General features: G+C 66.8%; 11 protein-coding genes and 1 pseudogene. All 12 read left to right on the top strand.

Annotation, left to right across the window (positions count from 1 at the left end):
- A partial coding sequence (gene rlmN / locus ACQKDV_RS14680; protein WP_427784636.1) for a 23S rRNA (adenine(2503)-C(2))-methyltransferase RlmN occupies positions 1-867 on the top strand: 867 nt, incomplete at its 5' end.
- Positions 854-1,657, top strand: a complete 804-nt coding sequence (locus ACQKDV_RS14675; protein WP_427784634.1) for a type IV pilus biogenesis/stability protein PilW — start codon at positions 854-856, stop codon at positions 1,655-1,657. The genes rlmN and ACQKDV_RS14675, both read left to right, overlap by 14 nt.
- 19 nt (positions 1,658-1,676) lie before the next feature.
- Positions 1,677-2,549 (top strand): helix-turn-helix domain-containing protein, encoded by an 873-nt coding sequence (locus ACQKDV_RS14670; RefSeq protein ID WP_427784632.1) that lies wholly within the window; start codon positions 1,677-1,679, stop codon positions 2,547-2,549.
- A gap of 64 nt (positions 2,550-2,613) precedes the next feature.
- On the top strand, positions 2,614-3,255 hold the full coding sequence (locus ACQKDV_RS14665) for a YfgM family protein (RefSeq protein ID WP_427784631.1): 642 nt from the start codon (positions 2,614-2,616) through the stop codon (positions 3,253-3,255).
- Complete coding sequence (gene bamB / locus ACQKDV_RS14660; protein ID WP_427784629.1) at positions 3,255-4,463, top strand: outer membrane protein assembly factor BamB; 1,209 nt, start codon at positions 3,255-3,257, stop codon at positions 4,461-4,463. Before ACQKDV_RS14665 ends, bamB begins: the two co-directional genes overlap by 1 nt.
- A 15-nt stretch (positions 4,464-4,478) precedes the next feature.
- A complete protein-coding gene (gene der, locus ACQKDV_RS14655) occupies positions 4,479-5,876 on the top strand; it encodes a ribosome biogenesis GTPase Der (RefSeq protein WP_008264979.1) in 1,398 nt (465 codons plus the stop codon).
- A 370-nt stretch (positions 5,877-6,246) separates the two neighbouring features.
- The gene (moeB, locus tag ACQKDV_RS14650) at positions 6,247-7,383 is read left to right on the top strand and encodes a molybdopterin-synthase adenylyltransferase MoeB (protein WP_427784627.1); all 1,137 of its coding nucleotides are present in this window, start codon (positions 6,247-6,249) and stop codon (positions 7,381-7,383) included.
- A 24-nt stretch (positions 7,384-7,407) separates the two neighbouring features.
- The gene (locus ACQKDV_RS14645) at positions 7,408-7,602 is read left to right on the top strand and encodes a hypothetical protein (protein ID WP_427784626.1); all 195 of its coding nucleotides are present in this window, start codon (positions 7,408-7,410) and stop codon (positions 7,600-7,602) included.
- Between the two features lie 30 nt (positions 7,603-7,632).
- On the top strand, positions 7,633-9,465 hold the full coding sequence (locus ACQKDV_RS14640; protein WP_427784624.1) for a monovalent cation:proton antiporter-2 (CPA2) family protein: 1,833 nt from the start codon (positions 7,633-7,635) through the stop codon (positions 9,463-9,465).
- Positions 9,466-9,660: 195 nt separating this feature from the next.
- Positions 9,661-10,539: a bifunctional methylenetetrahydrofolate dehydrogenase/methenyltetrahydrofolate cyclohydrolase FolD gene (gene folD / locus ACQKDV_RS14635; protein ID WP_427784622.1), complete on the top strand. Its 879-nt coding sequence runs from the start codon at positions 9,661-9,663 to the stop codon at positions 10,537-10,539.
- Between the two features lie 313 nt (positions 10,540-10,852).
- Positions 10,853-12,309, top strand: a pseudogene (guaB, locus tag ACQKDV_RS14630) (IMP dehydrogenase).
- Positions 12,310-12,420: 111 nt separating this feature from the next.
- Positions 12,421-13,005: glutamine-hydrolyzing GMP synthase (gene guaA / locus ACQKDV_RS14625; protein WP_427784621.1), on the top strand; the 585-nt coding region annotated here is incomplete at its 3' end.

The raw sequence follows: 13,005 nt of genomic DNA, 5'->3' as shown, positions 1-13,005 counted from the left end.
GAGACCGTGTACATCCCCGACAAGACCCGCGGCACGCTGTGCGTGTCCTCGCAGGTCGGTTGCGGCCTGAACTGCACGTTCTGCTCCACCGCGACCCAGGGCTTCAACCGCAACCTGACCACTGCCGAGATCATCGGCCAGGTCTGGGTTGCCGCACGCCACCTGGGCAACGTGCCGCACCAGATGCGCCGCCTCACCAACGTGGTGATGATGGGCATGGGCGAGCCGCTGATGAATTTCGACAACGTCGTGCGCGCCATGAGCGTGATGCGCGACGATCTGGGCTACGGCCTGGCCAACAAGCGCGTGACCCTGTCGACCTCCGGCCTGGTGCCGCAGATCGACCGCCTGTCCAGCGAAAGTGATGTGTCGCTGGCCGTTTCGCTGCATGCGCCGAACGATGCGCTGCGCGAGACCCTGGTGCCGCTCAACAGGAAGTACCCGATTGCCGAACTGATGGCCTCGTGTGCCCGCTACCTGCGCGCCAACAAGCGCCGCGAGTCGGTCACCTTCGAGTACACCCTGATGAAGGGCATCAACGACAAGCCCGAGCATGCCCGTGAACTGGCCCGCCTGATGCGCCAGTTCGACAACGCGGTGCAGGCCAAGGATTCGGGCAAGGTCAACCTGATTCCGTTCAACCCGTTCCCCGGCACCCGCTACGAGCGTTCGGAAGAAGCGCACATCCGCGCCTTCCAGAAGATCCTGCTCGACAGCAACGTGCTGACGATGGTCCGCCGCACCCGTGGCGACGACATCGACGCCGCCTGTGGCCAGCTCAAGGGCCAGGTGATGGACCGCACCCGCCGCCAGGCGGAATTCAACAAGACGTTGCAGGCGGGGAAGGGGAGCGATGCGGCCGCGTGACCGTCTCTGGCCAGTCCTGATTGCAGGGGCACTGGCCGTTTCGGCCGGTGGCTGCAGCAAGACCGCCAAGTCCCAGCTTCCCGACGAATACACCCGTGGCGGCGAGGTTGCCCCGGAGCGCCACGTGCGTGATGCACCTGGGGTACGCGAGGAGTTCCGCTACCAGGACCAGCTCGCCCTGGCAGCCCGCGACATGCAGGAAGGCAAGCTGGACGAGGCCGGGCGCAAGGTGCGGCAGGCACTGAAGCTGCAGCCCAAAGGCGTGGACGCGATCATGCTGATGGCCGGCATCGAAGACCGTCGTGGCCGCCAGCAGCAGGCCGGCGAAGGCTTCCGCCGCGCCACCGAACTCGCCCCGCAGCGCGGCGACGTCCTCAACAATTACGGTGCCTGGTTGTGCCAGCACGGCAATGCTGCCGAATCGCTGGTGTGGTTCGACCGGGCGCTGCAGGTGCCGGGCAATGCCTCCTCCGGTGCAGCGCTGGCCAACGCCGGCAGCTGTGCGCTGGATGCCGGCCAGGTGGAGCGGGCCGAGCGCGACCTGCGTGCGGCGCTGGTCACGGTGCCGGCCAACCCGGTCGCCCTCGAGGCGATGGCGCAGCTCAACTTCCGCCGGGGGCAGTTCTTCGAGGCGCGCGCCTTCGCCGAACGTAGGATTGCGGCTGCACCGGCCACGCGTTCCGTGTTACAACTTGCGTCTGAAATCGAGGCGCGACTGGGCGATCAGGCGGCATCCGATCGCTATCTTCAGCGGATTCGACAGGAATTTCCGCAGGACGCGGGCTCCTAACCTCCAGGGTTGATGCATTGTGATTGATGACCAGACTGTGAGCGCTCTCGACACTGCGGCCGGTTGCGGCACCCGCCTGCGCCAGGCCCGCGAGGCGGCCGGACTGACCCTTGAAGATGTCGGCCAGCGTCTGCGCATGCCGGTCCAGGTGGTCAAGTCGCTTGAAGAAGAACAGTGGCAGAAGCTCGGCGCCCCGGTGTTCGTCCGCGGCCAGCTGCGCAGCTATGCGCGCCTGCTGAACGTGGATATCAGCCAGCTGCTGGAACAGGCCCAGGTCGGCGCGGTGGTCCCGCCCACCCTGGTCAGCCATACCCATACCCCGCGTGCCCGCCGTATCGCCGAGAACCTCGGCCGACGCGTGCTGTACGTCGGTATCACCGCTGTGCTGGCGGTGCCGGTGTGGTTTGCCACCCGCGGCCACTTCGACAACACCCCGGCCACCCCGAGCACGGCCTCGCTGGACGTGGTGCCGGCGGCCGTGCCGGTGGCCCCGTCCTCGGTCGGCAATGAACCGGCGGCTGCCAGTGCCGAGCCGGCGGTTGCCGCCGCCAAGCCGGCTGCCACCCCGTACGTGGCTTCGCTGGCCCCGGTGCCGCGTCCGGCCCCGGCTGCTGCGGCCAACGCCAGCGCCAACCTGGAACTGCAGTTCAATGGTGACAGCTGGGTCGATATCGCCGGCCCGGACGGCAGCCCGGTCGAGAAGGCGCTCATCAAGGCCGGGCAGGCCCGCAGCTTCACCCCGGGCCAGGTCGGCCGCGTGACCCTGGGCAATGCCTCGGCGGTCCAGGTTCAGCAGAACGGCGCTATCGTCGATCTCACCCCCTACCAGCGAGCCAACGTGGCCCGCTTTCAGGTATCCTCTGAAGGCTCCGTTGTCCCGGTTTCACACTGAGGCGCGGTTTCACCACCTTCGATAATCCCAATGGTCCCTCCCTATGGGCGGGGCGAGAGTACGCATGGCGATCGACGATCTGCTCGACGAGCACGAACAAAGTGAACGTGTCCGCAGCTGGCTGCGGAAGAATGGCGCCAGCATCCTCGGTGGCGTAGTGATCGCCATCGGCGCCATTGCTGGCTGGCAGTGGTACCAGACCAGCCAGGGCGGCAAGCTGGCCTCGGCCAATGTCGAATACCAGAAGGCGCTGGTCGGCCTGCAGGGCAACAAGCTGGACGACGCTGCCAAGGCGGTCAAGGCGCTGGAGGCTGGCCCGTCCAGCATCTACGGCGACCTGGCGGCGCTGCAGCTGGCCAAGGCCCAGGTCGATGCGGGCAAGAATGAAGAAGCACTGGCCACCCTTCGCGGCGTGAAGGTCGAAGGCGACCTGCAGCGCGTGGTCGACCAGCGCGTGGCGCGCCTGCTGGTGGCCACCGGCAAGAGCGACGAGGCGATCAAGATGCTGGCCAGCGCCACCGACAGCAGCAGCCTGGAAATCCAGGGCGATGCGCTGCTGGCGCAGGGCAAGCGTGATGCGGCCCGCGAACACTATGAGAAAGCGCTGAAGACGCTGGACGTGGCAGCGCCGCAGCGGCGTGTGCTGGAAACCAAGGTAATGGACGCTGGCGGCACTGTCGCCGCCGCCCCTGCGGAGTCGGTTTGATGAGTCAGAAGGTCATGATTACGCGCGTCGCCTCCGTCCTGCTGCTGGGCATGGCACTGACCGGCTGCAGCACCATGAAGGGCTGGTTCGCCGGTAAGGATGCCGCCGCCAAGAAGGCACAGGAGCCGGCGGAACTGGTCAAGTTCGAGCCGACCCTGAAGGTCAACAAGGCCTGGTCGGTCAACCTTGGCAAGGGCGAGCGCCGCATCGGCGTGCGCCAGGGCCCGGCCGTGGCCAACGGCCACGTGTTCGCCGCAGCCATTACCGGTGGCGTGCATGCCCTGGACCTGCAGACCGGCAAGAAGGTCTGGACCTGGGAGCCGCAGAAGGAAAAGAAGAAGGCCAAGCTGCGCCTGTCCGGCGGCCCGGGTGTCGGCGAGAACCTGGTGGTCATCGGTACCCTCGATGGCCAGGTGATCGCGCTGGACATCAACGATGGCAGCGAGAAGTGGCGCGCCCGTGTGCCGGGCGAAGTGATCTCGGCCCCGGCCGTGTCGCAGGGCCTGGTGTTCGTGCGCAGCAATGATGGCCGCGTCACCGCGTTCGAAGCCTCCAACGGCACCCAGAAGTGGTTCAACCCCAGCGAGCTGCCGGCGCTGACCGTGCGCGGCAACGCGCCGGTGGTCACCGGCCCGGGCGTGCTGTTCATCGGCAAGGATGACGGTGCTGTCGCCGCCCTGGCCATGCAGGACGGCCGCACCCTGTGGGAGCAGACCGTGGGCAGCCCGGAAGGGCGCACCGAGCTGGAGCGCATGGCCGATGTGGACGGCGCCCCGGTGCTGGACGGCAATACGCTGTTCGTGAGCAGCTTCAAGAACCAGACCATGGCCATCGAAGGCCCGACAGGTCGCCCGCTATGGGCGCGCGACCACGGCGGTGCCGGCGGCGTGGCGGTGTCTTCGGGCAATGTGTTCGTCACCGACCCCAAGGGCGGCGTGTTCGGCCTGGACAAGGCCAGCGGCGCGGCGATGTGGTCGCAGACCGGTCTGGCGCGTCGTTCGCTGACCGGTCCGGTCCTGCAGGGCGATTACGTAGTGGTCGGTGACTACAAGGGATACCTGCACTGGCTGCAGACCTCCGACGGCGCAATGGCGGCACGGGCCAAGAGCGGCGGCGACGCCCTGCTGGCCCAGCCGGTCGTCGTCGACGGGGTACTGCTGGTGCAGAATGTTGATGGCAAGCTGACCGCGTTCCGGTTGGCAAATTAATACGGAGTAATCGCGATGCTGCCTTTGGTCGCCCTGGTTGGACGGCCGAATGTCGGCAAGTCAACCATTTTCAATGCGTTGACCCGCACCCGTGACGCCCTGGTCCACGACCAGCCCGGCGTCACCCGTGATCGCAACTACGGCGTCTGCCGTCTGGACGAGGACAACCATTTCCTCGTCGTGGACACCGGCGGTATTGCCGAGGAAGAAGAGGGCCTGGCCGGCGCCACCACGCGCCAGGCCCGCGCCGCCGCGGCGGAAGCCGATCTGATCCTGTTCGTCGTCGATGCCCGCGAGGGCACCTCGGCGATGGACGATGAGATCCTGGCCTGGCTGCGCAAGCTGTCGCGCCCGACGCTGCTGCTGATCAACAAGATCGACGGCACCGACGAAGACAGCGTCCGCTCGGAGTTCGCCCGCTACGGTTTCGGCGAAATGTTGACCGTGTCGGCCGCCCACCGCCAGGGTCTGGACGATCTGCTGGACGAAGTGATCCAGCGCCTGCCCGAAGAAGGCAGCGGCGAAGAGCTGGACAACGATCCCAACCGCATCCGCATCGCCTTCGTCGGCCGCCCGAACGTGGGCAAGTCCACGCTGGTCAACCGCATCCTCGGCGAAGAGCGCATGATCGCTTCGGACGTGCCGGGCACCACCCGCGATTCCATCGCCGTGGACCTGGAGCGTGACGGGCGCGAGTACCGCCTGATCGATACCGCCGGCCTGCGCCGCCGTTCGCGCGTAGACGAAGTCGTCGAGAAGTTCTCGGTGGTCAAGACCATGCAATCCATCGAGCAGTGCCAGGTGGCCGTGCTGATGCTGGACGCCACTGAAGGCGTGACCGACCAGGACGCCACCGTGCTGGGCGCGGTGCTCGATGCGGGGCGTGCGCTGGTCATCGCCATCAACAAGTGGGATGGCCTGACCGAGTACCAGCGCGAGCAGGCCGAGACCCTGCTGTCGCTGAAGCTGGGCTTCGTGCCGTGGGCCGAATCGGTGCGTATTTCCGCCAAGCATGGCTCGGGCCTGCGTGAGCTGTTCCGTGCGGTGCACCGCGCACACGAATCGGCCAACAAGACCTTCACCACCAGCGAAGTGAACAAGGCGCTGGAAGTGGCGTACGAGACCAACCCGCCGCCGACCATCCGCGGCCACGTGTCCAAGCTGCGTTACGTGCACCCGGCCGGCGCCAACCCGCCGACCTTCATCGTGCACGGCACCCGCCTGAAGGAACTGCAGGAATCGTACAAGCGCTATCTGGAAAACTTCTTCCGCAAGCGCTTCAAGCTGATCGGCACCCCGGTGAGTTTCATCTTCCGCGAGGGTACCAACCCGTACGAGGGCAAGAAGAACGTCCTCACCGAGCGGCAGGTCAAGGCCAAGCGGCGCTTGATGAAGCACGTCAAGGGGAAATGATTCACGAGAAGGCGGCCGCAGGGCCGCCTTTTTTGTTGGCAGCGCCGGGCCACGCCCGGCGGATTGTTGCGCGCCGCTGCGCTCGCCCGGCATGGCCCGGCGCTACCGGCGGAGAAACCGGTGGGGAAACCGGCGGGGAAACCGACGGGGAAACCGGCAGGGAAACCGGCGGGAGAAACCGACGGGAGAAACCGACGGGGAAACCGGCAGGGAAACCGACGGGAGAAACCGGGGGAACCGACGGGGTAGAGTCGACTGTCAGTCGACTACCGCGCGCAGCGCGGGGTTTCGGGTTTCCGCCAAGAGCAGTCGACCAACGGTCGACTCTACCGCGTCCATCCGCGCCCGGTGGCCGTCCTACAATGGGCGCATGAGCATTCCAGAGCTTTCCCCGCAGCAGGCGCGCGCGCGCGTGGCCCACGGTGCCGTGCTGATCGATGTGCGCCACGCGCACGAGCGTGCCGGTGGCATGGCCGAGGGTGCGCGCGGCGTGGCCAAGGACGATCTGCTGGCCGACCCGGCTGTGCACCTGCCGGCGCAGCACCAGGAAATCCTCCTCATCTGCCAGAGCGGCAAACGCTCGGCCGACGCCGCGCAGGCGCTGGTGGCGGCCGGCTACACGCAGGTGGCTTCCGTGACGGGCGGCACCGTGGCCTGGCGCGAGCAGGCGCTGCCGCTGGTGCAGCCGATGCTGGATGCCGCCGACCGCGATTTCTTTGATCGCTACTCGCGTCACCTGCTGCTGCCGCAGGTCGGCGAGGTCGGCCAGCGCAGGCTGCAGCAGTCGCGCGTGCTGGTGCTGGGAGCCGGTGGCCTGGGGGCGCCGGCTGGCTTCTACCTGGCGGCGGCCGGGGTAGGGCAGCTGCGCTTTGCCGACCACGACCGGGTGGAGCGCAGCAACCTGCACCGGCAGATCGTGCATACCGACGCCAGTGTCGGACAACTGAAGGTGGATTCGGCACGCGCGCGGCTGTTGGCGTTGAACCCGTCCATTGAGGTCGAGGCCGTGCCCGAGCGGGTGACCTCGGAGAATGTCGATCGCCTGCTGGACGGCGTGGACGTGGTGCTGGACGGCTCGGACAACTTCCCGCTGCGCTACCTGCTCAACGACGCCTGCATCAAGCACGCCAAGCCGATGGTGTATGCCGCCATCGAGCGCTTTGACGGACAGGTAAGCGTGTTTGACGCGGGCCGCCAGCGTGGCGTGGCACCGTGCTACCGCTGCCTGTTCCCCGAGCCGCCGCCGCCGGAGTTCGCGCCCAATTGTTCCGAAGCGGGCGTGCTGGGCGTGCTGCCCGGCTTGGCTGGCGTACTGCAGGCCACCGAGGTGCTGAAGCTGCTGCTGGGCATCGGCGAGCCGCTGGTGGGGCGGCTGTTGCGGTTCGACGCGCTGGGCATGCGCTTCCGCGAAAGCCGGATTGCGCCCGACCCGCAGTGCCCCGTCTGCGCGCCGGGCGTGCCGTTCCCGGGGTATATCGATTACGCCGCATTTTGCCGGGGCGGGTGAATCCGGTCGGCGGGTCATCCACGCATGGCGTGGATCTACGGGATGGTGACGGGCGTCCAGGCACCCATGGGTGTGGGTGCAGTAGATCCACGCCATGCGTGGATGAATGCTGGCGATTACGGAACGATGACGGGCATCAATCCCTCCATCGTTCCATTTCCAGTACAAGCAAACGCAACGCCCATGCTATTGCCGTTAGAAAACTTGCTCTATCGTTGAGGCTGATTTCGGTTTTCGGGGATGCACCGCATGGCGGTAGAAGCAGCGACCAGCGAGCTGGTCAAGGTCGTGGCCCTGTTGGGTGCGGCGGTGGTGATGGTGCCCCTGTTCCGCAGGCTCGGCCTGGGGTCGGTGCTGGGTTACTTCGCTGCCGGCCTGGCGATCGGACCGTTCGGGCTGGGCTGGTTCTCCGACCCGCAGGCGATCCTGCACACGGCCGAGCTGGGCGTGGTGATGTTCCTGTTCGTCATCGGCCTGGAAATGCGGCCCTCGCACCTGTGGAGCCTGCGCAAGGAAATCTTCGGGCTGGGCACGCTGCAGATCGCGACCTGTGCGCTGGTGCTGACCAGCATCGCCAAGCTGTTCGGCCTGCCGTGGCAGGTGGCCTTCATCGGTGCCACCGGCTTCGTGCTCACCTCCACCGCGGTGGTGATGCAGCTGCTGGCCGAACGCGGCGACATCGCGCTGCCGTCGGGGCAGAAGATCGTTTCCATCCTGCTGTTTGAAGACCTCTTGATCGTGCCGCTGCTGGCCCTTGTGGCATGGATGGCGCCGAGCACTGGCAGCACCGGCGGCGAAGGTTCGCGCTGGTTGTCGGTGGCCATCGGTGTGGGTGCCATCGTCGGCCTGGTGCTGGTCGGCCGCTTCCTGCTCAATCCGCTGTTCCGCCTGCTGGCCGAATCGAAAGCGCGCGAAGTGATGACCGCCGCCGCGCTGCTGGTGGTGCTGGGCGCGGCATTGCTGATGCAGTTGTCCGGCCTGTCGATGGCAATGGGTGCGTTCCTGGCCGGTGTGCTGCTGAGTGAATCCACCTTCCGCCACCAGATCGAAGCCGACATCGAGCCGTTCCGCGGGATCCTGCTGGGCCTGTTCTTCCTCAGCGTGGGCATGGCGCTGGACCTGGGGGTGGTGGCCGGCAACTGGCCGATGATCGTCGGCCTGGTGCTGGCGCTGATGGCGGCCAAGGCGCTGTGCATCTATGGGGTGGCGCGAGTGATGGGCAGCGACCACGCGCAGGCGATGGACCGTGGCGTGCTGATGGCGCAGGGCGGTGAATTCGCCTTCGTGCTGTTCTCCGCCGCCGCCAGTGCGGGTGTCATCAACATGGACATCAATGCCAACTTCACCGCCGTGGTGGTGCTGTCGATGGCGCTGACTCCGCTGGTGGTGCTGGTCTACAAGCGCGTGGCACCCAAGCCCGAGGTGAGCCTGGAAGGCGTGGACGCCGCCGATGGCCTGTCCGGCAGCGTGCTGCTGATCGGCTTCGGCCGCTTCGGCCAGGTGGCCAGCCAATCGCTGCTGGCACGCGACGTAGACGTGACCATCATCGACAACGACGTGGACATGATCCATAACGCCGAGCGCTTCGGTTTCAAGATCTATTACGGCGATGGCACCCGCCTGGATGTGCTGCATGCGTCCGGCGCCGGTACCGCGCGGGCGATTGCGGTGTGCGTGAACAACGCCGAGGATGCTGACCGCATCGTGGAACTGGTGGCGCATGAGTTTCCGCAGGCCAGGCTGCTGGTGCGCTCGTTCGACCGCGAGCACTCGCTGCGGTTGATACATGCCGGTGTCGATTTCCAGATCCGCGAAACGTTTGAATCGGCGCTGCTGTTTGGGCAGGCCGCGCTGATGGAACTGGGCGCGGACGAGGATGACGCGCAGGAGATCGCGCAGCAGATCCGCGAGCGCGACGCTGAACGCTTCGAGCTGGAAATGGCCGGTGGCAGCCTGCGTGCCGGTGCGCACATGGTGTTTGGCAGCGCGCTGCCGGGCGTGCCCACGCCGACCCCGTTCACCGCGCCCAAGCGCAAGGCCCGCACGTTGAATGCGGACCAGATGCCGGAAGAAGAGGAATAACCGCCCGGGGTCAGAAACCTTTCCAACGGAAAGGGCTCTGACCCCGCGCTGGTGGTAGTGCCGGCCGCTGGCCGGCATTGCCGCGTTCATAGGATTGCCGGCCAGCGGCCGGCACTACCGGGCATGTCCCGGTGGGCGAGGGGGCCTGAATCAGGGACAATAGAGTCCCCGCCGCCGCCTGCCCCCCCGCATTCGATGAACGACTCCGCCCCCCAGCTTACTGCCCGCATCCTCGATGGCCGTCGCATTGCCGAGGACCTGCTCGACAGCCTGAAGGTGCGCGTCGACGCGCGTGTAGCCGCTGGTGGCAGCCGCCCCGGTCTGGCCGTGGTGCTGGTGGGGGGCGACCCGGCCTCGACCGTGTATGTGCGCAACAAGCGCCGCGCGGCCGAAAAGGTCGGCATCGAGGCTTACGATTACGATCTGCCGGCCGGTACCAGCGAAGCCGAACTGCTGGCCCTGATCGACCAGCTCAATGCCGACCCCAAGATCAACGGCATCCTGATCCAGCTGCCGCTGCCGGGCATTCCCGACGCGCGCCGCCTGATCCAGCGCATCGACCCGCGCAAGGACGTCGACGGCTTCCACCCGGAAAACGTCGGCCACCTGGCCCTGCGTGAATTCGGCCTGCGCCCCTGCACCCCGCGCGGCATCACCACCCTGCTGGGCCACACCGACCAGCCCGTGCGCGGCCGCAACGCCACCATCGTTGGCGTGAGCAACCACGTCGGCCGGCCGATGGGCCTGGAGCTGCTGATTGCCGGCTGCACGGTGACCAGCTGCCACAAGTTCACCCCCAGGGACGTGCTGGAACAGGCCGTGCGCAACGCCGACATCCTGGTGGTGGCCGTGGGCCGCCCCGGCATCGTGCCGGGCGAGTGGGTGAAGCCGGGCGCGGTGGTGATCGATGTGGGCATCAACCGGCTGGATGACGGCCGGTTGGTGGGTGACGTCGGCTTTGAGGCCGCGGCGCAGCGGGCCAGCTGGATCACCCCGGTGCCGGGTGGCGTCGGCCCGATGACCGTGGCTACGCTGATGCAGAACACCCTGGAAGCGGCGGAAGCGCTGAGCTGATCCGCTTTGGGCGGGTGCCAGCTGCCTCCTGGTGGGTGCCGACCGTTGGTCGGCACATTGCCGGGGAAAGGGGATCCTGCTGGGGCAAGAATGCCTGATGGATTGTGCGGACCAACGGTCCGCACCTACCAGAAACATGCCAATGGCCGGCTTCTGGTAGGTGCCAACCTTGGTTGGCACGGGGTTGCCATTGCTCCGTCCGAGGGCGGGGGGTATCGGCGCTGCCCGCGCGACACTGCGTCGCATCCACCCCCTCCCATGGGGCGTGAAAAAGGGGTAAAATGTCGCGCTTCCCCACATCTCGGGTATGCCGATGCTGCGCATCCAGGCTGAAGCGCTCACTTACGACGACGTCTCGCTCGTCCCCGCCCACTCGATCATCCTGCCCAAGGACGTCAACCTCGAAACGCGGTTGACCCGAGACTTGAAGCTCAAGCTTCCGATCCTGTCTGCGGCCATGGATACCGTCACCGAAGCCCGCCTGGCCATCGCCATGGCCCAGCTCGGCGGCATGGGCATCATCCACAAGAATCTCAGCCTGGAACAGCAGGCCGCGGAAGTGGCCAAGGTCAAGAAGTTCGAGGCCGGTGTCATCCGCGACCCGATCACCGTCGGCCCGGAAACCACCATCCGCGACGTGCTGGCCCTGACCCAGGCGCACAACATCTCCGGCGTGCCGGTGGTGGGCAGCGACGGCCTGCTGGCCGGTATCGTCCCCACCGCGACATGCGCTTTGAAACCGAGCTGGACGATCCGGTCCGCCACATCATGACCAAGAAGGATCGCCTGGTCACGGTGAAGGAAGGCGCCGCCAGCGATGAAGTGCTGCAGCTGCTGCACCGCAACCGCATCGAAAAGGTGCTGGTGGTCAACGATGATTTCGCCCTGCGCGGCCTGATCACCGTCAAGGACATCCAGAAGAACACCGACTTCCCCAACGCTGCCAAGGATCTGTCGACCCGTCTGCTGGTCGGCGCTGCCGTCGGCGTGGGTGGTGATACTGATCGCCGCGTGGAAGCGCTGGTCGCCGCTGGCGTGGACGTGATCGTGGTCGATACCGCGCACGGCCACTCGCAGGGCGTGCTGGACCGCGTCAGCTGGGTCAAGAAGAACTTCCCGAACGTGCAGGTCATCGGTGGCAACATCTGCACCGGCGAAGCAGCCCTGGCGCTGCTGGACAGCGGCGCGGACGCGGTCAAGGTCGGCATCGGCCCGGGCTCGATCTGCACCACGCGCGTCGTCGCTGGTGTCGGCGTGCCGCAGGTCACTGCCATCGACCTGGTGGCTGAAGCCCTGCAGGACCGCATCCCGCTCATCGCCGACGGCGGCATCCGTTACTCGGGTGACATCGGCAAGGCGCTGGCCGCCGGTGCCTCGACCATCATGGTCGGCGGCCTGCTGGCCGGTACCGAGGAATCGCCGGGCGAGACCGAGCTGTACCAGGGCCGTTCGTACAAGAGCTACCGCGGCATGGGTTCGCTGGCCGCCATGGAAAAGGGGTCCAAGGACCGCTACTTCCAGGACGCCGCCACCGCCGACAAGCTGGTGCCGGAAGGCATTGAAGGCCGCGTGCCGTACCGCGGCCCGGTGGGCGGCATCATCCACCAGCTGATGGGCGGCCTGCGCGCCACCATGGGCTACGTGGGCTGCGCCACCATCGACGACATGCGCAGCAAGCCGAAGTTCGTCAAGATCAGCGGCGCCGGCCAGCGTGAGAGCCACGTCCACGACGTGACGATCACCAAGGAACCGCCGAACTACCGCGCCTGACGCGGGCCGGGCAAAGAGGAACGAGGAAGCTGATTCCCGTTCCTCTTTCTCTATGTGCTGTTGAAAAAGCATTCCAAGTTTTCGTTTTCCCTACTGCATTGCCAGGGCGCCATGACCAACATCCATAACGACAAGATCCTGATCCTCGATTTCGGCGCGCAGTACACGCAGCTGATTGCCCGCCGCATCCGCGAGCTGGGCGTCTACTGCGAAATCTGGGCCTGGGACCACAACCCGGCCGACATCGCCGCGTTTGGCGCCAAGGGCATCATCCTGTCCGGTGGCCCGGAATCGACCACGCTGCCAGGCGCCCCGGCCGCGCCGCAGGAAGTGTTCGACAGCGGCCTGCCGATTTTCGGCATCTGCTACGGCATGCAGACCCTGGCCGCACAGCTGGGCGGTGCAACCGAAGCGGCCGACCAGCGAGAGTTCGGCCACGCCGAAGTGAACGTCATCAACCCGGATGCACTGTTCAAGGGCCTGAGCGACCACGGCGGCGAGCCGAAGCTGAATGTCTGGATGAGCCACGGCGACCACGTCTCCGTCGCGCCGCCGGGCTTCACCATCACCGCCACCACCGACCGCATTCCGGTGGCCGCCATGGCCAACGAAGAAAAGCGCTGGTACGGCGTGCAGTTCCACCCCCTGCCGGGTCAGGCCCTTGCCGATGACCTGCTGCTTCGCCGCGCGTTCAAT

It is taken from the genome of Stenotrophomonas sp. NPDC077659, assembly GCF_050268705.1.
Classification (GTDB): Bacteria; Pseudomonadota; Gammaproteobacteria; order Xanthomonadales; family Xanthomonadaceae; genus Stenotrophomonas.
The sequence above is the reverse complement of the archived record's forward strand: the minus strand, read 5'-3'. Positions and strand labels throughout refer to the sequence as shown.